Source organism: Methylosinus sp. shoA, from assembly GCF_059718125.1.
This window is the reverse complement of record NZ_AP046091.1, coordinates 1,819,060-1,841,014: the sequence shown is the minus strand read 5'-3', so window position 1 is coordinate 1,841,014 and position 21,955 is coordinate 1,819,060. Positions and strand designations below refer to the sequence as shown.

Annotated in this window: 15 protein-coding genes and 1 pseudogene; 5 read left to right on the top strand and 11 right to left on the bottom strand. The window is 65.6% G+C overall.

Annotation, left to right across the window (positions count from 1 at the left end; genetic code table 11):
- Window positions 1-32: 32 nt before the first annotated feature.
- A complete protein-coding gene (locus AC6IW9_RS08260; protein ID WP_497771257.1) occupies window positions 33-482 on the top strand; it encodes a (2Fe-2S)-binding protein in 450 nt (149 codons plus the stop codon).
- Between the two features lie 11 nt (window positions 483-493).
- The gene (locus tag AC6IW9_RS08255) at window positions 494-2,671 is read left to right on the top strand and encodes a xanthine dehydrogenase family protein molybdopterin-binding subunit (RefSeq protein WP_497771255.1); all 2,178 of its coding nucleotides are present in this window, start codon (window positions 494-496) and stop codon (window positions 2,669-2,671) included.
- Here the strand turns inward: AC6IW9_RS08255 and AC6IW9_RS08250 are convergent.
- From AC6IW9_RS08250 to AC6IW9_RS08225, 6 genes are all read right to left on the bottom strand, one after another.
- Entirely contained in the window at window positions 2,668-3,252 is a 585-nt protein-coding gene (locus AC6IW9_RS08250) for a nucleotidyltransferase family protein (RefSeq protein ID WP_497771252.1), read from the bottom strand. The genes AC6IW9_RS08255 and AC6IW9_RS08250 overlap by 4 nt on opposite strands.
- Window positions 3,249-4,256 carry an XdhC family protein gene (locus tag AC6IW9_RS08245; protein ID WP_497771249.1) on the bottom strand — a complete coding sequence of 336 codons (1,008 nt, stop codon included), beginning with the start codon at window positions 4,254-4,256 and terminating at the stop codon, window positions 3,249-3,251. Before AC6IW9_RS08245 ends, AC6IW9_RS08250 begins: the two co-directional genes overlap by 4 nt.
- Window positions 4,257-4,267: 11 nt before the next feature.
- Window positions 4,268-5,188, bottom strand: coding sequence for a S41 family peptidase (locus AC6IW9_RS08240; protein WP_497771246.1), 921 nt, complete (start codon window positions 5,186-5,188; stop codon window positions 4,268-4,270).
- Window positions 5,189-5,375: 187 nt separating this feature from the next.
- Window positions 5,376-5,906, bottom strand: a complete 531-nt coding sequence (locus AC6IW9_RS08235; RefSeq protein WP_497771244.1) for a c-type cytochrome — start codon at window positions 5,904-5,906, stop codon at window positions 5,376-5,378.
- The gene (soxC, locus tag AC6IW9_RS08230) at window positions 5,893-7,104 is read right to left on the bottom strand and encodes a sulfite dehydrogenase (protein WP_497771241.1); all 1,212 of its coding nucleotides are present in this window, start codon (window positions 7,102-7,104) and stop codon (window positions 5,893-5,895) included. Before soxC ends, AC6IW9_RS08235 begins: the two co-directional genes overlap by 14 nt.
- Window positions 7,105-7,417: 313 nt before the next feature.
- A complete protein-coding gene (locus AC6IW9_RS08225; protein ID WP_497772473.1) occupies window positions 7,418-8,419 on the bottom strand; it encodes an ABC transporter substrate-binding protein in 1,002 nt (333 codons plus the stop codon).
- A 118-nt stretch (window positions 8,420-8,537) separates the two neighbouring features.
- On the opposite strand from AC6IW9_RS08225, the gene AC6IW9_RS08220 reads away from it, so the two are divergent.
- The 3 genes from AC6IW9_RS08220 to AC6IW9_RS08210 are packed head-to-tail and all read left to right on the top strand — an operon-like array spanning window position 8,538 to window position 12,435.
- Window positions 8,538-10,955 carry a DUF3604 domain-containing protein gene (locus AC6IW9_RS08220; RefSeq protein ID WP_497771238.1) on the top strand — a complete coding sequence of 806 codons (2,418 nt, stop codon included), beginning with the start codon at window positions 8,538-8,540 and terminating at the stop codon, window positions 10,953-10,955.
- On the top strand, window positions 10,952-11,695 hold the full coding sequence (locus AC6IW9_RS08215; protein ID WP_497771232.1) for an ABC transporter permease: 744 nt from the start codon (window positions 10,952-10,954) through the stop codon (window positions 11,693-11,695). The genes AC6IW9_RS08220 and AC6IW9_RS08215 overlap by 4 nt, the downstream gene beginning before the upstream one ends.
- On the top strand, window positions 11,683-12,435 hold the full coding sequence (locus AC6IW9_RS08210; RefSeq protein ID WP_497771225.1) for an ABC transporter ATP-binding protein: 753 nt from the start codon (window positions 11,683-11,685) through the stop codon (window positions 12,433-12,435). The genes AC6IW9_RS08215 and AC6IW9_RS08210 overlap by 13 nt, the downstream gene beginning before the upstream one ends.
- A gap of 44 nt (window positions 12,436-12,479) precedes the next feature.
- On the opposite strand, the gene AC6IW9_RS08205 is transcribed toward AC6IW9_RS08210, so the two are convergent.
- The 5 genes and pseudogenes from AC6IW9_RS08205 to AC6IW9_RS08185 all read right to left on the bottom strand — a co-directional run.
- Window positions 12,480-15,776 carry an efflux RND transporter permease subunit gene (locus AC6IW9_RS08205; RefSeq protein WP_497771221.1) on the bottom strand — a complete coding sequence of 1,099 codons (3,297 nt, stop codon included), beginning with the start codon at window positions 15,774-15,776 and terminating at the stop codon, window positions 12,480-12,482.
- Window positions 15,773-18,874 (bottom strand): multidrug efflux RND transporter permease subunit, encoded by a 3,102-nt coding sequence (locus tag AC6IW9_RS08200; RefSeq protein WP_497771218.1) that lies wholly within the window; start codon window positions 18,872-18,874, stop codon window positions 15,773-15,775. The genes AC6IW9_RS08205 and AC6IW9_RS08200 overlap by 4 nt, the downstream gene beginning before the upstream one ends.
- Window positions 18,875-18,926: 52 nt before the next feature.
- Window positions 18,927-20,210: an efflux RND transporter periplasmic adaptor subunit gene (locus AC6IW9_RS08195; protein WP_497771216.1), complete on the bottom strand. Its 1,284-nt coding sequence runs from the start codon at window positions 20,208-20,210 to the stop codon at window positions 18,927-18,929.
- Window positions 20,211-20,597: 387 nt separating this feature from the next.
- The gene (locus AC6IW9_RS08190) at window positions 20,598-21,518 is read right to left on the bottom strand and encodes an FkbM family methyltransferase (protein ID WP_497771213.1); all 921 of its coding nucleotides are present in this window, start codon (window positions 21,516-21,518) and stop codon (window positions 20,598-20,600) included.
- Window positions 21,519-21,718: 200 nt separating this feature from the next.
- Window positions 21,719-21,946 (bottom strand): annotated as a pseudogene (locus tag AC6IW9_RS08185) (hypothetical protein); the annotation flags it as partial.
- Window positions 21,947-21,955 lie beyond the last annotated feature (9 nt).

Sequence of the window (21,955 nt, the reverse complement as noted above, 5' to 3'; positions counted from 1 at the left end):
CTCGGTCGAGCACCGAGCGAGAGGGCGCAGGAATGACGACTTTGACCGTGAACGGGCGCGCAGTCGCGATCGACGTGGAGCCCGACACGCCGTTGCTCTGGGCGATCCGCGAGCAGCTCGGCCTCACCGGAACCAAATACGGCTGCGGCATCGGCCAATGCGGCGCCTGCACGGTTCATATCGACGGCGCCGCCGTCCGCTCCTGCAGCGTGCTCGCGGCCGATGTCGCCGGCAAGAACATCACGACCATCGAGGGCCTCTCCGAGAATGGCGTGCGGCATCGCCTGCAGCGCGCCTGGATCGATCATGACGTCCCGCAATGCGGCTATTGCCAGAGCGGCATGCTGATGGCCGCGGCGGCGCTGCTCGCCGAGACGCCGCATCCGACCGACAAGGACATCGACGCGGCGATCTCGAATATCTGTCGATGTGGAACCTTCCAGCAGGCGCGCGAGGCGATCCACGCCGCGGCGAAAGCGTGAGGCGGACGAAGATGAGCCAGTCTTTCACTCTTCACCGGCGCGGCTTCATCATCGGCGGCGCCTCGCTCGGCGCGGGTCTCGCGCTCGGTCTCGACATCCCCGGCGGCCCGAAGGGCGCGCTCGCGGCGGAAGGCGCGCCGGAAGTCAACGCCTGGGTCGTCATCGAGCCGGACGATCGCGTCGTCATCCGCATCGCCCGCTCCGAGATGGGCCAGGGCTCGCTGACCGGCCTCGCCCAGCTCGTCGCCGAGGAGCTGGAGTGCGATTGGTCGAAGGTCGCCACCGAATATCCGACGCCCGGCCAGAGCGCCGCGCGCAATCGCGTCTGGGGCGATTTCTCGACCGGCGGCAGCCGCGGCATTCGCGGCTCGCAGGATTATGTGCGCAGAGGCGGGGCGACGGCGCGCGAGATGCTGATTCAGGCCGCCGCGAACCAATGGAGCGTTCCGGCGAAGGAATGCCGTGCGGAGAAAGGGATCATCACTCACGCCGCCTCGGGCCGCTCGATCGGCTTCGGCAAGGTCGCCGCGGCGGCGGCGAAGCTGTCGCCGCCCGCCGATGTCGCGCTGAAGGACCCGAAAGACTGGAAGATCGCCGGCAAGGGCTTGGCGCGTCTCGACACCGCCGACAAGACCAACGGCAAGATGATCTACGGTATAGACGTGAAGCTGCCGGGTCTGCTGAACGCCGCGATCAAGGATTGCCCGACCTTCGGCGGCCGGTTGAAGAGCTTCGAGAAGAACAAGATCGCCGCAATGCCCGGCGTCGTCGACGCGGTGCGCGTCGGCGACACGGCGGTCGCCGTCGTCGCCGATACTTGGTGGCGCGCCAAGAAGGCGCTCGACGCTCTGCCGATCCTCTGGGAGGAAGGGCCGAACGCCGCCGCCTCCAGCGCCGCGACGGCCGCATGGCTGGCGGAAGGGCTCGACGATTCCCAGCCGGCGGGCGTCGGCAACAGCAATGGCGACGCCAAGGCGGCGATCGCCGGCGCGGCGAAAGTGATCGAGGCCGTCTACAGCTATCCGCACCAGAATCACGCCGCTATGGAGCCGTTGAACGCCACCGCGCTCTACACGCCGGAGCGATGCGAGGTTTGGACGGGAACGCAGAACGGCGAGGCGGCCTTCGCCGCGGTCGTCGCGGCGTCCGGCCTGCCGCCGCAGAAATGCGAGGTTCACAAGGTGATGCTCGGCGGCGGCTTCGGCCGTCGCGGCTTCACCGATTATGTGACGCAGGCGGTGCTCGTCGCCAAGCAATTCCCCGGACGGCCGGTGAAGCTGCTGTGGTCGCGCGAGGAGGACATGACTCACGGGAAATATCATCCCGTGACGCAATGCCGCCTCGTCGGCGCGCTCGATGCGGACAATAAGCTCGTCGGTCTGCGCATTCGCCTGTCGGGACAGTCGATCCTCGCCAGCGTGCGGCCCGAGGCGGTCAAGAACGGATTCGATCCGGCGGCGCTGCAGGGGCTCGTCGCGGCCGGCGACGCGCAATTGGGCTATGACATTCCCAACCTGCTCGTCGAGCACGCCATGCGCAATCCGCCGGTTCCGCCGGGCTTCTGGCGCGGCGTGAACATCAACCACAATGCGCTCTATCTCGAGAGCTTCATCGACGAGCTCGCTCACGCCGCCGGCGCCGATCCGCTCGCTTTCCGCCGCGGCTTGATGACCAACCACCCGAAGCAGCTCGCCGTGCTCGACGCCGTCGCCGAACGCGTCGGCTGGGGCCGGCCGGCGCCCGCCGGCGTTCACCGCGGCCTCTCCTCCTTCATGGGCTATGGCAGCTATGTCGCCGCGGCCGCCGAGGTCTCCATCGAGGATGCGGGCCGCGTCAAGATCCATCGCATCGTGGCGGCGACCGATCCAGGCCACGCCGTCAATCCGGCGCAGATCGAACGTCAAGTCTCGGGCTCTTTCGTCTATGGGCTGTCGGCGCTGTTCTTCGGCGAGATCACGGTGAAGAACGGCCGCGTCGAGCAGACCAATTTCGACGCCTATGATTCGATGCGCATCAAGGATATGCCGAAGGTCGAGACGATCGTCATGCCGAGCGGCGGCTTTTGGGGCGGCGTCGGCGAGCCGACGATCTGCGTCGCGGCGCCCGCCGTTCTCAACGCTTATTTCGCCGCGACGGGGAAGCGCATCCGCAATGCGCCGCTGCAGAAGCTCGAGGTCGGCTTCGCTTAATTCTCGCGAAGCCGATCGAGATCGCTCCGCGTGTCCACGTCGGAGTGGATCGCCTCGGCGGTCATTTCCAGCTCGACGATATTGTCGAGCCTTTGCAGCAGGCGCCGCGCGCCCTCGTCTCCACGCAGCTCGGCGAGGAGAGGAAAGATCGCGCGGCCGAGCAGCACCGGATTGCCGCGCCGTCCCTCGTGAACCGGTATCGCCGCGACGGCGCCGGTCGTCTCGAACGCGTCGATCAGGCGATCGACGATGCGCGCGCCGACATTCGGCATATCGCCGAGCAGTATGATGACGCCGTCGGCCTCACGCGCCTCGGCGAGCCCCGTCTGCAGGGAGGACGCCATTCCCTCGAGATGACGCGGATTATGCGCGAGCGTGACAGGAAGATCGCCGAGCGCGGCGGCGATGCGCTCATGATCCCATCCGGTCACGACGATGGTTCTGGCCGCGCGCGAGCCGAGCGCGGCGGCGACGGCGCGGCGGATGAGCGGCGCGCCGCCGAAATCCTCGAGCAGCTTGTTCGCGCCCTGCCCGGCGAAACGCGCGCCCTGCCCTGCGGCGAGCACGACCGCCGCGATCATGCCACATCCTTCACGGCGGAGCTCGCGCGCAAGGGCTTCCGCTCGCGCGCGAGAATCATCTCTCCGAGTATCGACACCGCGATCTCCGCGGGGCCGAGCGCGCCGATGTCGAGACCGACCGGCGCGCGAATGCGCGTCAGCGCGTCCCGCGAAGCGCCGCTCGCGACGAGACGCTCGACACGGCGCGCATGAGTGGCGCGCGAGCCGAGCGCGCCGATATAGAAGCAGGGCGAATCGAGCGCGGCGCGAAGCGCGGGATCGTCGATCTTCGGATCATGGGTGAGGACGACGATCGCGGTCACGGCGTCGAGGCCGATTTCGGCGAGCGCCTCCTGCGGCCAGCGCCGATCGAGACGCGCGGCGGGAAATCGCTCGGCCGTGGCGTAGGCGGTTCGCGGATCGACGATGAACGTCTCATAACCGGCGATGCGCGCCATGGGCGCGAGCGATTGCGCGACATGCACGGCGCCGATGATCACGAGCCGCGGCGCCGGCTCGCGCCGCTCGATGAACCATCGCCGCGCCTCATGCGTGACGACGCCGCTCCAGCGGGAATAGGATTCGAGCGGATCGCCTCGCCCGATGTAGCGGGCGGCGCCGCCGTCGAGCGGCGTGGCGATCGCATGAGCGCGTCGCTCCGCGATCGAGCCGAGCGAGACGTCGAGCAGCTCGGCCGCCGCATCGTCGAGCTTTTCGATCAGCACGCAGATGCGCCCGCCGCAGGAGAGGCCGACGCGCCAGGCGGTCTCGTCCGCCACGCCGAATTCGAGAACGCGCGGGACGCCGCCGGCGATCGCCTCGAGCGCGGCGACGATGACGTCGTTCTCCACGCAGCCGGCCGAGACCGAGCCGAGGAAACAGCCTGTCTCGTCGACCACGAGATGCGAGCCGACCGGCCGCGGCGCCGAGCCGGAGGTCTCGATCACAGTGGCGATCGCGACGCGACGGCCCGAACGTCGCCAAAGCTGCGCCTGCAGCAATATCTCTGTATCTTCCGTGGCCATTCGAATGCCCGTCAGCGACGATCCGGAGCGCCGGCGGCCTGCTGCCGGACCGCAACGCCGGCGCCCTCGCTCGTCGAAGCCGACTGGCGCGCCAGCGCCAACTGCATCGCGGCGTCCAGCGCGGCCTCTGGAGCGACTTCTACATCGGGTCGAACGCCGACGCCGTCCCAATCGCTCTTCGTGACGGGATTTTCCGTCCGGCCGTTCGGCGCGACGAGGAACAAATCCGGCCCGATCGCAACCACCGCGTCCGGTTCGGTCGCATGGGCGCCGCCTTTCGTCTTCGCGCCGATGATTGTCGCGCGTCTCAAAGCTTGCAGATGATATGCGAAGCCCTCGCCGGCGGAGAAGGTCTCGGGGCCGACGAGGATGAAGACCGGCTTGTCGAGATAATAGCCGGGCGTCTGGCTGGTCCAGAACTCCTCGGTCCTGAAATCCAACGTTCCCTTGTTGCGCCAGATGGCGCTGGCGAGATGAATCGGTCGCGTCGGATCGAGCAGGAAGCTGCTCAGATAGGCGACGGATCGAGGATGACCGCCTCGATTGCCGCGGATGTCGAAGATCAGCGCGTTCGTGTCGGCGACGAGACGCATGGCGTTGTTCGCCACATCCCGGAATATCTCCGGAGGCGCAAATCTGCCGAGACGAATATAGCCGATATTTCTTTCGAGGCGTTCCACCCGCTCGAATCCGGCGTCATTCGGCGGAGGCGACGCGGCTTGCCCTGGCGGCCGCAAATTGCGAACCACGAATATGTGCTGGTCGTTCGTGAACGACCGAAGGTCGGCGGTGATGCGTCGAATGAATTCGTCCCGATCGACGAGATCGTCATACGCCTTCGCCGCGAGGGCCTTCTCGAGGGCTGCGGCCGCGCGGTCGCCCTTGTCCGGATCGACATATGCGGCCCGAAATCCGGAGGCGATCTCGCCCACCGCTCGACGAATCGCGAGACGATCCGATTGCGGCGCTTGCGATGCAGCCGCGGGCGCCGTGTCGGCGCATGCGGGCCACGATAGAATCGCCGCTAACGCCGACAGCCTGCGAGCCGCGAGGACATGCGATCGAACGGATTTCATCGGACGCTCCATGTCGCATGCATCGGACACGTTCGGCCTCGGCTCAACGCCCTGCGACATAAGGCGAGAATCCGCTTCTGTTCGGCATTTCTATCTTCGGCAGTCTCTGTGCGTCGATCGGCTCGTCTTCTCCGATCACGCCGTTGAGATGGAGAAGATAGGCCGTGACCGCATAGACCTCTTCGTCCCGCAGCGACTTCGGCGCGTCGAAGGGCATCGCCCTGCGCACATAGTCGAACACCGTCGTCGCATAGGGCCAATAGCTGCCGATCGTCTTCGTCGCGGGCTTGTCGCCTTTCAGCGTGCCGAAACCGCCGACCAGCCGGTCGTTCGGCTTGCCTTCGCCCTTCTCGCCATGGCAGGCGACGCATCGCGCCTCGTAAATCAGCCGTCCCTCGCGCGCCGTCCCCGAGCCGGGCGGCAAGCCCGCGCCGTCCGGGCCGACGCTGATATCGAAGCGCGCGATTTCCTCGGGCGCAGCGACGCGCCCGAGCGCCGGCCCCTCGGCCCGCGCGCTCGCGCAGCAGAGCAGCGCGAGCAGCAGCGCCGGCGCGGCCGGGTCACGCATAGACATGCGTGACCTTCCCGCCCGGAGCCACTCCCCAGCTGGCGATCGCGTTGAAGTGATAGAGCGCGCGCGTTCCACGCCGCGCGAGCAGCGCCTCGCGCGTCGGCTGAACATTGCCTTCCTCGTCGGCGGCGCGGCTCTGCAGCACGACGGGACCGCCGTCCCAGCGCCAGGCGAGACGAAAGCGCGTCAGCGCTTTCGAGAGGACGGGCTGCTGCAACGCCGCCTCCGCCCAGCTGCGGCCGCCGTCCGCCGAGACTTCGACCTTGGCGATCCGTCCTGCGCCCGACCAGGCGAGGCCGGAGATCTCGTAGAGCCCCGGCTCTTTCAAGGACAGTTCGGGAGAAGGCTGCGTAATCACCGATTTCGCCTCCATGGCGAAGACGAATTGCAGCGCCGATCCGTCGGGCCGCAGCAGCGTATATTTGGCGGTCTCGTCCCGCGTCATCACCGGCCGCTCGACGAGCTTCAGGCGGCGCAGCCATTTGACCTGCATATTGCCTTCATAGCCCGGCAGCAGCAGGCGCATCGGATAGCCGTTGGAGGGGCGGATGCGCTCGCCGTTCTGGTAGAGCGCGATCAGCGCGTCGTCCATCGCCTTGGCGAGCGGCACGCTGCGGCTCATGCCCGCCGCGTCGCCGCCCTCGGCGAGGACCCAATGCGCGGCAGGGTCGACGCCCGCCTCGTCCAGCAGAAGGGAGAGCGGCACGCCCGTCCATTCGGCGCAGGAGACGAGGCCGTGCAGCCGCTGCGCGTCGGCGTCCAGCGCCTCCGACTGATAGAGCTGCGCGCTATTGCCGCCGCATTCGATGAAGGCGATGCGCGACTCCATCGGATAGCGCGACAGAGCGTCGAGCGAGAACACCAGCGGACGCGTGACCAGACCATGCAGGAGCAGGCGGTGCTTGTCCGGATCGATATCCGGAACGCCGCTGTGGCTGCGCTCGAAATGCAGCCCGTTGGGCGTGATCGTCCCGGCGAGCCGATGCAGCGGCGTGCGCGAGGCGCCGGAGCCCGGCGCATTCGGCGGATTGGCGAAGACGCGCGCGACACTCGCCTCGAAGCGCGAGGGTTGGCCATAGGCCGCGAAGGGCGAGCCCGGGGCAGACATCCACGGCTCGACGGCGAGCGCTTCGGCGCGCGCCGGGTCCGCGGCGGCCGCGCCGGCGAACGCGGCGCCGGCGACGAACGCTCGCCGATCCATGAGGCCGTTGCCGGCGGCGGGTTCGAGACTGGGCGTAGGCGCCCGTTGCCGACGCCTCATCTCATCGTCCCGGAACATCGAGGTCACCGCCGCCGTAACGGCGAGCGACTGCGGGGTTTGCGCGCATGAAGGAAGTTCTGCCGGCTCATAACTCTACAAGATAACTAGATATATCCTGCCGGATGCGATGCCGGCAAGAGCCGATCGCGTGGCGGAGCCGATGAGGCCGGAGCTGCGAGAGAGCCTCGGCCACGCTTTGCGCAGCCGGGTCATTTTCCAAAGGCGCGCAATCGAAAGAACCGATCGCGTCGTCTCATTTCTTGGATGATTTCTCGCTTCTGACCTTCTCGAAGAAGGTCGAATCGAAGAGGCCGTCGACGCTCGGCGCCTTGTCGGCGACTCCGAGGGTCACCTGATAGGCGAGCAGGGCTCTCGTCGACTCGGTGATGGCCTTGGGGTCGACGACGAAATGAACGGCCGGCGACGACAGCGACTTGCGGATCGTCGCGCCGTCGACGATGCCCTTGGACAGCGCCGCTTCCACATGCGGCGCGGCGCGGTCGGGCTTTTTCTGCAATTCCTCGACGGCGCGGACGAGGCCGTCGACCAGCGCCTGCACCTGTCGCGGATGCTTCTCGAGGAAGTCCTTCGAGACCGCCGCCACGGTGCCCGGCTGACCGGGGAAGAGTTCCGAGCCGCCGGCGAGCAAAGCGATCTCGGGATTGGCCTTCTGCACGATCGTCAGCGTCGGCTCGCGCACCGTCGCGGCCTCCACGGCGTTGGCGAGCAGCGCCTGCTGCGTCGCGTCGATGCCGATGGAGATGATCTCGACATCGGCCGGATCCGTATGCGTCGCCTCGCGCAGCCAATATTGCAGATTGGCCGCCGGCACGGAGCCGGGCGGCTGAGTGGCGATCTTGGCGGGCCTGCCATTGGCGGCGCGGAAGGCCTTGAAGGCCGCCGCCGGCGCGACGCCTTTCTTGAAAAAGGCTCTGAGCTTGGGTCCTCCCACGAGGACATTCTCATCCACGGCGAGGGCGGCCACGACGCGCAGGTCGACGCCCTTGGCCCGACCCGCCGCCGCAGGCGCGACGCCCGCCACATAGATGTCCACGCCTCCGCTCGCGGCCGCCTGCACGATATTCGGCCCGCTCTCGAAAATTTTCGTCTGGAGCTCGAGTCCGCCTTCGCGGAGCCAGCCCTCCTTCTCCGCCACGAACAGAGGCGCCGCGCCGATGACGGGGATGACGCCCACCCGCGCCGTCACCGTCTCGGCTCGCGCGGCCGTTGCGTGGAAGGCGATGGCCACGGCCATCGCGACGAGCTTTTTCGGCGCCACTCTCGATCCTCCCCAGATTTCGACTGCGAGGAGGAGAGTTTGCTCCACACGGATAATTTAGTCTATGGTCGCGATAGACCAGAGGGGATGATAATTGTCGGAAGAAGAGGATCGGGCGCGGACGTCGCAATCGGATCCGGGCTTCGCGGCGCCGGTCACGCCGGCGGGGCTCTACGAGAAAATGAAGGAGACGCCCTTCGCGGGGCGGCTGAGCTGCAGCGTCGAGCAGGCGGAGGCCGGCTCCTGGCGCGAGATCGTGCTCGATTACGAAGTGGGCTCGAGCGGCGTCGCCGACGGCGCGACGTTCAAGGCGACCTTCAAATTCTATTCCGACTGGGCGCTGTTCCAGACCGCAGATCCGAAGGGCGCCGATTATGTCAGCGCGGAATATCAGGCCGGTCCGCTCGCGTCGGGACAGTCGCCGGCGAGCGTGCAGCATCTTTCGGTCCGCTTCGACCAGAAGGGACATGAGCGGCCCTATCAGAAAGCATTGATCGTCGATGTGATCGACGGCTATCTCAATATCGGCGATCACATCGTCATTCGGCTGGGCGATCGCCGCGCCGGCGGGCCCGGCACGCGCGTCCAGACTTTCGTCGATGACGATTTCCGCTTTCGCGCCTATGTCGACCCGCTCGGCACGTCGCGCTATGTCGCCGTGCCGGGCGACGTCTCGCTGCGTATCGTCGCCGGCGCGCCGGCGCGGCTGTCGCTCGTCGGTCCGCGCTTCGCGAGGCCGGGCGCTCCGGCGCCGTTTCGTCTTTCCGCGCTCGATCGCTGGGGCAATATCATCGGCGATTTTCCCGGCCGCGTCCGCATCTCGATCTTTGCGGGCGCCGAAAGGGTCGCCTCTCGCGAGATCGCCTTTCCCGAGCAAGGCTGGGCGAGCGTCGCCATCGCGGATGTCGCGACCGATCGCGGCGATCTGCGTCTCGTCGCCGAGCTCGACGCCCGCGGCGTTCCCGCCGCGGAAGCCTTTCTCTCCGTCCTCGCCGAGGCGCCGGCGCCGCGCGCCTTCTACGCCGATCTGCATGTCCATGCGCATGACACCGTGGGCACGAACAGTCCGTCCTACAACGCCGCCTTCGCGCGCGACGTCGGCGGCGTCGACGTGTTCGGCTATACGGCCAACGACTTTCAGATCACCGACGCGAACTGGCGCGACGGCGTCGCGGCGGTGAATGCGCTGAACGCGCCGGGGCGCTTCGTGACCTATCCGGTGCAGGAATGGTGCGGCGGGTCGACGGCGGGCGGCGATCACAAAGTCATCTTCCTCGGCGAGGAGGCGCCCGCCTTTCCCTATGACGCTCGAGGGCGGCACAATCGCACCCTGTCCTGGAACGAGGACATGAAGTCGCCCGAGGTCGAGCTCGGCCGCTGGCCGGTGAACGAGCTGTGGGACGCCTATGGCCATTCTCCCGAAACCCATCTCGTCGTACCGCATGTCGGCGGGCGCCGCTATATCGCCGATTGGCATCATCCAGAGCTCGAGCGCCTCGTCGAGATCGCTTCGGCCTGGGGGCATTTCTCCTGGCTCTACCAGGATGTGATCGCGCGCGGCTACAAGCTCGGCGTCTGCGCGAACAGCGACGAGCATCGCGGACGGCCGGGCGGCGGCGCGCCCGGCGTGCAGGTGTTCGGCGTGCGCGGCGGCCTCACCGGCGTCTTCGCCGACAGCCTCGACCGCGCCGCGATCGGCCGCGCTCTGCGCGCGCGCCGCACATTCGCGACGACCGGCGAGCGCGCGGCTCTCATCGTTCGATGTGGCGACCACATCCAAGGCGACGCTTTCGAGCATGACGGCCCGGCCGAGATCGACTATCGATTCCTCGGCGATGCGGGCTTCGAGGAGATCGCCGCTTTCGACCATGACGGCCTGCTCTGGCGCCGCAATCTCCATGCGGAGTTCGGCTTCTCCAGGACGCGCGCGCGCCTGCGCTGGGGCGGCGCGCGCATAAGAGACCGCTATCGTTGGGCGAGCTGGAACGGGCGTCTGCGCGTGCAGGGCGCCGTCCTGCGCAGCTTTACGAGCGTCGGCTTCGAGCACGATGAAGAGAACGCCTGGCGCGCCGGTGCGACCGACATCGGCTTTCGCTCGGAGACCTACGGCGACTCCGACGCTCTGGAGTTCGAGATCGACGATCTCGCCGCCGCGCGCTTCCTCGTCGAGGGAACGATCGGCGGCTTCGTGAAGGTGGGCGATCCGCGCTTTCCCGCGCCCTTCGTCCACGCGCCGGAGTTTCGCTGGGAGGCGACGGGCCGCGAGCTGATCGAGAAAAGCGAGCTGCGCCTCGAACTCGGCGGCGTCGAATTGTTCCTGGCTTTCGAGCGTCTCGCCGACGCGCCGCTTCCGCGCGACCTCGCCGGGCGCTTCACGCTGGCGCCGCGCAACGGGCCGTTCGGCTTCCGGCCCGTCTATCTGTTCGGCCGCCAACGCGACGACGCGAAGGTCTGGTCGTCCGCGCTGTTCATCACATTCCTCGATGCGCCGCGCGAGCGAGAGGCGTCATGAAGCGTCACTTTTCCGCTTTCGCCGGCCTCGCTTTGTTCCTCGGCGTATGGGAGCTGGTCCCCGCCTTCACGCCGGGAACGCGCGCGCTGCTGCCCGTGCCGAGCCAATTGCCGGGGGCGTTCTGGCGCGAATTGCAGAACGGCGCCTGGCTCGCCTGCGTCGGCGCGAGCCTGTCGCATTATCTCGTCGGACTTCTCGCCGGCGCGACGCTCGGCGTGGCGGCGGGCGTCGCAACCGGCGCGCATCCTCCATTCGAGTGGGCGACGGCCTGGGTCACGCGCATCCTTCGGCCCATTCCCGGCCTCGCCTGGATACCCTTCGCGATCCTCTGGTTCGGCGTCGAGGAGAAGGCGGCCGTGTTCATCATCGCGATCGGCGTCTTCTGGATCGTCTATTTCTCGGCCCATGGCGCCATTCGCAATGTGGATCGCGATCTCGTCGAGGTGGCGGCGGCCTTCGGCTTCGACAGCGCCTGGGAGAAGCTGGTGAAGGTGCAGTTTCCCGCGAGCCTGCCCGGCATTCTCGTCGGCGTGCGCACCTCGCTCGGCCAGGCGTGGATGGCCGTGGTCGCGGCGGAATTGTTCGGCGTCGCCGGCCTCGGACAGCGCATGAGTCAGGCCTCCAGCCTGCTCGCGACCGATATCGTCGTCGTTTATATGCTGACGATGGCGGCGCTCTACGGCCTGATCGACACGGCCTTCATATTCGCGCAATCGAGGCTCCTGACATGGAAGGCGTGACGGCGCGCCCGCTCATCGAGATCGAAGGACTGGCGCTCGGCTATGAGCACGAGGGCGCGCATGTCGCCGTGCTCGAGCGGCTCGATCTCTCCATCGCGTGCGGCGAGTTCGTAGCGATTCTCGGATCGTCGGGCGTCGGCAAATCGACGCTGCTGCGCGTGCTGATCGGCCTCGCCGCGCCCTCCGCCGGCGTCCTTCGCTTCGACGAAGATTCCGATTGCACGATGGCGCTGGTGTTCCAGGACGCGCGCCTGCTTCCCTGGCGCCGCGTCGAGGCCAATGTCGCGCTCGGCCTCGAGAAGACGAAGCTCTCGAAGGACGAGCGCCGCGCCCGCGCGCAGGAGGCGCTGCGCGGCGTCGGGCTCGAGGGCTATGGGCAGCGCTTTCCCCATCAGCTCTCCGGGGGCCAGAGGCAGCGCGTCGCTCTCGCCCGCGCGCTCGCGGTGCGGCCGGCCCTGCTGCTGATGGACGAGCCTTTTTCCGCGCTGGACGCGCCGACGCGGCGACGCCTGCAGGACGATCTCCTCGCGCTCTGGCGCGAGACGGGCAAGACGATCCTTTTCGTGACGCATGACATAGACGAAGCAGTCTATCTCGCCGACCGCGTCCTTGCGCTCGGCGGCAAGCCGGGCGAAGTCCGCGCATCCGTCGTGATCGACGTCGCGCGTCCGAGACGGCGCGCAGACCCGCGCCTGCATGCGCTGGCGTCGCTCGTGGAATCGAAATTGCGCATCGATTGATGCGCGCGAAACGGCGGAGCCGTCGCGAGACGCCCGCCGGCGCTTCAGCGCGCGCCCGCCATGCGTAGGAGCGCGCTCCGTCCTCGCGCCGCCGCCCATTCGCCGAAGCGGTCGAGATAAAGATAGACGACCGGCGTCGTATAGAGCGTCAGGATCTGGCTCACCATCAAGCCGCCGACGATCGCGATGCCGAGCGGCCGGCGAACTTCGCCGCCATTGCCGAAGCTCAGAGCCAGCGGAGCGGCGCCGAGGATCGCGGCCGTCGTCGTCATCATGATCGGCCGGAAGCGCAGCACGCAAGCTTCGAAAATGGCCTCATAGGACGACGCATGGCGCGCGCGCTTGGCGTCGATCGCGAAATCGATCATGAGAATCGCGTTCTTCATGACGATTCCGATGAGCAGGATGACGCCGATGAAGGTGATGAGGCTGAATTCGGTGTGGAACAAGAGCAGCGTGAGCACCGCTCCGATTCCGGCGGACGGCAAGGTCGATAGGATCGTGATCGGGTGGATGTAGCTTTCATAGAGGATTCCGAGCACGATATAGACTGCGGCGAGCGCCACGCCGACGAGCAGCAGCTCGCTCTCGAGCGCCTGGGTGAAGAGTCCGGCCGTGCCTGCGAGCGCGCCGATGACGGTCGTCGGCACGCCTATTTCTTTCGAGGCGCGCTGAATGTCTTCCAACGCCTGGCTCAGCGAACCGCCTTCGGCGAGGTTGAACGAGATGGTCGTCGCGACGAAAAGGCCTTGATGATTGACGGCGAGCGCCGTGGGACGGGAGGCGAAGCTGGCGATAGCGGACAGGGGAACCATGGATTCGACGCCGGTGCTGACCGCCGAGCCCGTCGACGGCGCCCCATTGCCGACGACCGCGAGCGAATTGGTCGCGGCATTGCGCGCCGCGGCGTCGACGGCGGCGCCTGCCGAACCGGAGGACGGCGCGACCGTCCTCGTCGCCCTCGCGACAGCCGTTCCCGCGGGCGCGTTGGTCACGGCGGCGCCGCGCGCCGGCGCGCCGGCGGTCGAGACATACACATCCTTCAGCGACTCGGGCCGGCGCGCGCCGCGCGGGTCGACGCCCATCACGACGTGATATTGATTTTGCGCCTTGTAGATCACCGAAACTTGCCGCTGGCCGAATGAATCGTAGAGAGCATTGTCGATCTGCGCGGCGGTGACGCCGAGCCGCGAGGCCGCGTCCCGATCGATCGTCACATCGGCCTGGAGCGCTTTCCGCTGCAAATCCGAGCTCACGTCCCGCAGCACGTCGCCATGAGACAGAGCCTCGACGAGGCGGGGCGTCCATTCGTAGAGTTCGGCGTCGTCACCGAGCAGCGTATACTGATATTGAGCATTGGATTGTCGCGCGCCGACGCGGAAGTCCTGAATGGAAGTCAGAAACGCTCCCACGCCGGGAACCTTCGCGAGGACGGGCCGCAGACGAGCGATCACGCTGTCGGCGCTCTCGCGCCGCTCCTCCAGGGGCTTCAGATTGACGAGAATCGTGGCCGTGTTGACGGCGCTCCCGTCGCCGCCGATCCCCCCGCCTCCCGCGAAGCCGATGACATTGTCCACGGCCGGATCCCGCCTCACGAGCGCGATCGCTTCCACGAGCTTCTTTTTCATCGCCTGAAACGAAATGCTCTGGTCGCCGCGCAGGGCTCCGACCAATCGTCCCGTGTCCTGCTGGGGAAAATAGCCTTTGGGGATGACGTCGATCAGCACGATGTTGAGCGCGATCGTCGCGAACAGGACCAGCACGACCTTGCGCGGATGACGTAGCGCGACGACGAGACTGCGCTCATAGGCGCCGTGCATTCGGTCGAAGAAGGTCCGCCGCTTCGGGCGCTCGTCCGCCGACGTCTTGCGCAGCAAGAGAGCGCAGAGCATGGGGGTGGTCGTCAGAGAAATGACCAGCGAGATGAGAATCGCGATCGAGAGCGTCGTCGCGAATTCGCGGAAAAGCCGACCGGAAACGCCGCCCATGAACAAGATGGGCGTGAAGACGGCGACGAGCGACAGGCTGATGGCGAGGACCGTGAATGCGACCTCGCGCGCGCCGAGCAAGGCCGCGTCTCGCGGCGCCGTTCCGGTCTCTATGTGACGAGAGACATTCTCGACGACGACCACGGCGTCGTCGACGACGAAGCCCGTCGCGATGGTCAGCGCCATGAGCGAGAGGATGTCCAGCGTGAATCCGGCGAGATACATCACGGCGAAGGAGCCGACGATCGAAATCGGCACGGCGATGCTCGGAACGATCGTCGTGCGAAGATCGCGCAAGAAGAAATACACGACCAGGATCACGAGAATGATGGCGAGGACGAGCGTCGTCTCGGTGTCGGCGAGCGAGGCGCGGATGGTCAGCGACTTGTCGCCGGCCACAATGAGCTTCACATCCGCGGGCATGGCGGCCTCGAGCGCCGGCAGCTCGGCTCTGACCCGCTCGACAGTGTCGATGATATTCGCGCCCGGCAGCGACAGCGGGACGACGGTGACGGCCGGATCCTCGTTGAAGAAGCCGGCGGTTCGGACGTCCTCGATCGAATCCGTGACATTGGCGACGTCGGACAGGCGAACGGCGTTGCCGTTGCGATAAGCGACGACGATCGGCGCATAGTCCGCCGCCCTGACGGCCTGATCGTTGGCGTAGATTTGAAAACTGCGTCCGTTCTCCTCGATGGAGCCCTTCGGACTGTTCGCATTCGCGGAGGCGACCGCCGCGCGGATGTCCTCCGCGCCGAGCCCGAATTTGTTCAGAGCGTCCGCGCCGAGCTCGATGCGCACGGCCGGCAGCGACGCGCCGTTGATGAAGACCTGGCCGACGCCCTCGAGCTGCGATAGCCGCTGCTGCAGAACCGTTCTCGCGACGTCATAGAGCTGGCCCTGGGTCAGCGTGCTGGACTTCAACGCGAGAATAATGATCGGCGCTTCGGCCGGATTGACCTTGTGATAGATCGGATCGGCCGGCAGATTCGTCGGCAGATCGGCCCGCGCCGCGTTGATGGCCGCCTGCACGTCGCGCGCCGCGCCGTCGATATCCCGATCGAGGCCGAACTGCAGGGTGATGTTCGAGAAGCCGAGACCGCTCGCCGACGTCATCTCCGTGACGTCGGCGATCCGGCTCAGATGGCGCTCGAGTGGACTGGTGACGCTGGTCGCGACCGTGTCGGGACTGGCGCCGGGCAGCTGCGCGGAGACGGTCACGGTCGGAATATCGACTTGCGGAACCGGCGCGACGGGCAATTTGAACAAAGCGAGCGCGCCGGCGACGGCGATCCCGATCGTCATCAGCGTGGTGGCGACGGGACGCGCGATGAAGGGCGCGGATATGTTCATGGCCGCGCCTCGGGAGGCGCCGCGCGGCCGAGGCGCCGTGCAAGGCGGTCGAAAAAGAGATAGATGACCGGCGTTGTGAACAGCGTCAGTATCTGGCTGACGATCAAGCCGCCGACGATGACGAAGCCGAGCGGACGACGCAGCTCGGAGCCTGCGCCGGCGCCGACGATCAGCGGCACGGCGCCGATGATGGCGGCCATCGTCGTCATGAGGATCGGACGGAAACGCAGCATGCACGCCTGAAAAATCGCCTCGCGCGGCGGCTTGCCGTCGTCTCGCTCCGCGTCGAGCGCGAAGTCGATCATCATGATGGCGTTTTTCTTGACGATGCCGATGAGCAGGATGATGCCGATGATCGATATGACATCGAGCGGATAGCCGAAGATCATCAGCGTGACCAGCGCGCCGACTCCGGCCGAGGGAAGCGTCGACAGGATCGTGACCGGGTGAATATAGCTCTCATAGAGCACGCCGAGCACGATATACATGGCCGCGATCGACGCGAGAATGAGCAGCAGCTGACTGGTGAGCGACGACCGGAAGGCTTGCAGAACGCCCTGATAGGCGATGATGAAACTCTTCGGCGGCCGCGTGTCCGCGATCGCCGTCTCGACGGCCTGCGCGGCGGCGCCGAGCGAGGCGCCGGGGGCGACGTCGAAGGAGATCGTCGCGGCCGGAAACTGGCTGAAGCGAGAGACCAGCAGCGGCGCCGTGCGCTGCGAGACGTGAGCGACGGCCCCGAGAGACACTTGCCCATCGGCCGCCGACGTGGACGACGGCAGATAGATCGCCGAGAGACCGTCGAGATGCGTCTGAACGGATGAATCGGCTTCGAGGATCACGCGGTACTGATTATTGTGCGTGTAGATGGTCGAAACGACGCGTTGTCCGAACGAATCATAAAGAGCGTTGTCGATGGTCGCGGGCGTGATGCCGAAGCGCGAGGCCGTCGCGCGGTCTATTTCCAAATCGACCGCAAGTCCGCCGTGCTGCAGATCGCTCGCGACATGGGTCACCTCCGGCTGCTCCGAGAGGCGTTCGACAATCTTCGGGACCCAATTCTGGAGCTCGCCGCCGCGCAGATCCTCGATGACGAATTTATAAGGCGAGCGCGTGACGCTCGCGTCGATCGTGAGATCCTGCGCGGGCTGCATGTAGAGGCTCGCGCCCGTGACGCCCGCGACCTCGGATTCCAGTCGCCGAATGATCTCCGTCGCGGAATGGCTTCGCCTGTCGAGCGGTTTCAGCGTGATGAGGAAACGGCCGTTGTTGAGCGTCGGGTTCACGCCGTCCACTCCGACGAAGGAACTGAGGCTCTCGACGTCCGGCTCCTTCAGGATCGCCTTGGCGAGTTCGCTCTGCAGCCGCGCCATCTCGCCGAAGGACACGTCCTGCGGCGCGACCGAGATCGCCTGGACGAGGCCTGTATCCTGTACGGGGAAGAAGCCTTTGGGAATGATCACATAGAGGAAGGCCGTCAGCGCCAATGTCGCCAGCGCGACGAAAAGCGTCAGCGGCTGATGCCTCAACACGACCTCGAGCGCGCGGCCATATCCGGCGATGATCCACTCGAAGCCGCGCTCCGCGGCCAAGTCGAGGCGGCTGCGCTCGGAATCGCGCCGATGATGTATGAGCCGCGCGCACATCATCGGCACGAGCGTCAGCGACACGATGGCCGAGATGACGATCGTCGCCGTCAGCGTGATGGCGAATTCATGGAACAGCCGGCCGACGATGTCGCGCATGAACAGCAACGGAATCAGCACGGCGACCAGCGAGATCGTCAGCGAGATGATGGTGAAGCCGATCTCCCCGGCGCCCTCGAGCGCCGCTTCCATCGGCTTTCTGCCGCTTTCGACATAGCGGGCGATGTTCTCGATCATGACGATGGCGTCGTCGACGACGAAACCCGTGGCGATCGTCAGCGCCATCAGCGACAGATTGTCGAGGCTGAAATGCAGCAGGTACATGACGCCGAGGCAGCCGACGAGCGAGAGCGGCGCGGAAAGGCTCGGAATGATCGTCGCGGCGAAGGTCCTCAGGAACAGAAAGATCACCAGCACGACCAGCACGACGGCGAAACCGAGCTCGAATTCGATGTCTTCGACCGACGCTCGAATCGTCGTCGTGCGGTCGCTGATCGGGCGGAGGTCGACAGCGGCGGGCAGGCCGGCCTCGAGCTGCGGCAGCAGCGCCTTGATCGAATCCACGACTTCGATGACATTGGCGCCCGGTTGACGCCTGATATCGACGATGATGGCCGGAGTTTCGTTGTGCCAGGCGGCGAGCTTGGCGTTTTCCGGGCCGCGGACGATCTCGGCGACGTCGGACAGCTTGACGGGATTGCCGTTGCGATAAGCGACGACGACTTGCCCATATTGCTCGGCGCCGGTCAGCCGATCATTGGCGTTTATCGTGTAGGACTTGTCGGGGCCGTCGAAAAAGCCCTTGGGCATGTTGACGTTCTGATTGTCGAGAATCGTGCGGACATCGTCGATGGCGAGCCCATAGGCGGCGAGCGCGCGCGGATTGAGTCGCACGCGCACGGCGGGCCGGCTGCCGCCGCCGATCGTCACGCGGCCGACGCCGGGCTGCTGGGAGATTCGCGGGGCGAGGCGCGTTTCGGCCAGCTCTTCGAGATCGATCAGAGACAGGCTTTTCGACGTGAGCGCCAGCGTCAATATCGGCGCGTCGGCCGGGTTGACCTTGGAATAGACGGGCGGCGTCGGAAGGTCGGCCGGCAGCAGATTGCTTGCCGCGTTGATCGCAGCCTGCACCTCCTGCTCGGCGACATCGAGCGAAACATCCAGGCTGAATTGCAGGGTGATGGTCGAGGCGCCGGCGGAGCTCGTCGAGATCATGCGATCGAGGCCGGGCTGCTGGCCGAGCTGCGTCTCGAGCGGCGCCGTCACCGAGGAGGTCATGACCTCGGGGCTCGCGCCGGGATAGAAGGTCTGCACCTGGATGGTCGGATATTCGACCTCCGGCAAGGTCGCGATGGGCAGCTGACCGAAGGCGGCGAAGCCCGTCAGCAGGATCGCCGCCATCAGCAGAGAGGTTGCGACCGGTCTTTTGATGAAAGGCTCGGAGACGTTCATCGATCTCGGTTCGGGTTCGGCCGCCGCGTCGAGGAGCGGTTGTCGACGGCGATCACGATTTCACTGGTTTCATCGGGGCGTCGTTCTCGGCTTCGCCCCCGCCAGCGCCCTCGACCGCCGTCGGCGAGACCTCCATGCCGTCGCGCAGACGATCGGTGCCTTCGGTCACGACGCTCTCGCCCGGACTGACGCCGAAGGCGACGGCGGTGCGATCGCCTTCGGAAGGGCCGAGAGTGAGCGAGCGAACGGCGACCTTGTTCTGCGCGTCGACGACATAGGCGTAAGGGCCGGGCGCGCCGTGCTGTATCGCGGCGGACGGAATCGTCGTCACATCGCGCAGCGTGCGAACGAGCAGCCGCGCATTGACGAACTGGTTGGGAAAGAGCTTGCCTTCGCTGTTTTCGAATTTCGCGCGCAGCTTCACCATTCCGGTCGTCGTGTCGATCTGATTGTCGACCGTGATCAGCTCGCCTGTATCGAGCTGTCGTATGTTGGCCCGATCGAACGCTGCGACCCGCAATGGAGTCCCCTCCGTGATCGCCGGGAGAATTTCGGGGAGCATGTCCTCGGGAAGCGGAAAGATCACGGTGATCGGCTGGAGTTGCGTGACGACCGCGAGGATGTTGTTGGACGACGCCTGCACATAGTTGCCGGGGTCGACGAGGCGAAGTCCGACGCGGCCGTCGATCGGGGAAACGATATGCGCGTAAGCGAGATTGAGCTTCTGCTGTTCGATGAGAGCGCGATCCAGATTGACCGACCCTTCGTACTGCTTGACGAGAAACGCCTGGTCTTCGGCCGATTGTCGGGCGATGGCGTTCTGTTTCAACAGCGCCTGATAGCGGATGAGATTGGCCTTGGCCTGATCGAGCAGGCCTTGATCATGCGCGAGCTGCCCTTCGTATTGGGCCTGCATGAATTCGTAAGGGCGAGGATCGATCTGCGCGAGGAAATCGCCCTTTTTGACGGTCTGCCCTTCCCGGAAGGCGATCTGCGTGATCTGTCCGTTGACCTGCGTGACGACATTGACCGTCGCGATCGGCGTGACAGTTCCGAGGCCGGTTGCGAACAGGCGGATATCGCCGCGGCCCACCGTCGTGACCCGCACCGGAAGCGGAGGCTGCGCCCGGCTCGTGCGCTGAACGGGCGAAAACAGCTTGTAAAGCTGATATGCGCCGAGAAGGAGCAGCACGGCGGCCGCGCCGCCGAGCGCCGGCCGCAAGAGGCTCTTCCGGCCTATCGATCTCCGCGCGCTGTCGATTTCCGAAACCATCGCTTCACCGAATAGACGCATTGTTATCGACGTATTGTTCGAAGGTCGGCGAATGTCGCTCATACGCTGCGCATCCTATGGCGCAACGTGAGCGTGAGCACGCAAAACGTAAGCCGTCTGCGTGGCGAGGTCTACAAAAAAATTATTCTAAACTGCTGGTATTTATTGGGATTTTTCAGCTTTGCAGTCGAGCTCGCATAGTCCGGCTCTTTCGTTTGCGCCCGTCTTGCCGCGCAAAGGCCCGGCCGACGTCGGCCTTGCGCTTTCGGACCGACGTGCCGCCATAGAGCTCGGCGACCGCCGCCTCGTAGAGCGCCGCCAGCCGCTTCAACGGCGCATGAGAGGGCGAGTCGCGCGACGCGAGGCGCTCGACGAAATCCGCGAAAGCCTCGGAGGTTCCGAGCAAGCCGGGCCTGAAGGGGCGAGGAGGCGGTGGGACGCCGTGGCGCCTCAAATCGTCTCGAACGCGGCTACGCTGCGTTTCTTATCGTAAAAATCGACGATGCGCTCGTGGACATCGTGATCCTTGGCGTGCAACGCGATGATGTCATAGTTTGAAATGCTCTTTTTCGACGAGCTCGCTTCGCGCCATATGCTATAAAGATATCGGTTTAGATTTTTCACAACGTCGACATCGCAGGTCGATAGAATGAAAAATCCTGCGTCGTCGAATACGATAAAATATCTATAGCCGACCTGCAGCAGGTTGTCGAGAACGGCGGCCGACGCCTCCAGATCCCGCAACGACATTATTTGATTTTCGAATATTATTGCAGCGCAAGATTTAGAAAACCAATCGATCTCACGATTGATAATCTCGAAATCGTGTCCGTCGGTGTCGATCTTCACCATGCAGATGCCAGGATCGAAGCTCGACAGACGCTTTGTCGTCAGCGCGGGAGACTTTGCATTGCTTTCGAAGAAGGCTGTGCCGCCCCAGTGAACCAGCCGGCCTCGCAGGCTGTCTTCGGGAGAGATGAACAGCTGTTCGACGCGCGAGCGATTGGGGATTTTCTGGACGTTCTTCTCTAGGTATCGGAAAAAAAAAGAGCTGGGCTCGACGAGAATGAGATCATTCTCGCAGAAGCTTGCGATGATCGCGGCGCTGTCGCCCACATTGGCGCCGATGTCGAGCACGGCGGCGTCCGGATATTTCCTTCCGACGTGCTCGGCGCAAATCCCGATGCACAAGTCTCGGTAGGGTTGTCTCTTCAGCAGCTCGGGCAATGGATGTCTGGACGGCATCAGAATATCGAATTTGCCGACTTTGAAGTGGATGTCGCCTTGCCGCTTGAACCGGAAATCGGTCCATGCGCGGCGCGCGGCCTTCAGCGTCTCGTATGACGACAATTTTTTCTTGAGGGCGTTCAAAGCATACATGCTCAATTCTCCGCCGAGGCTTCATGAAGGAATCGATTTCTCGTTCGGGGACGTTCCCGGGAAACGACAAAACTCACCAATTCATAGCCCATGAATTCATAGCCCATGGCCGATCGAGGCGAAAGTCGCGCAACCGTCGAGTCGCGCCGATCGCGATGCGTCGTCCCACAACCTGTCGCCGTCTGTAGATTTCACTGGCGCGCCCAACGAGCTATGCCGGATTTTAGATCTAGGTGACGCGCGGATCGAGCGGCGGCTTCGGCTTCGCGGGCGATCTCGATTCCGTCGAGGAATGTGACGCCTTCGACGAGTTTCGGCAACTGATTTTGTCCTTTCAGTCGCCCCCGGTTCTTCGACGTCGCCATCATGAGCTCCATGAGGCGCGCCGCGAATACGCTCTCGATCGGGTTCGACGTCCGCGTGTCCAA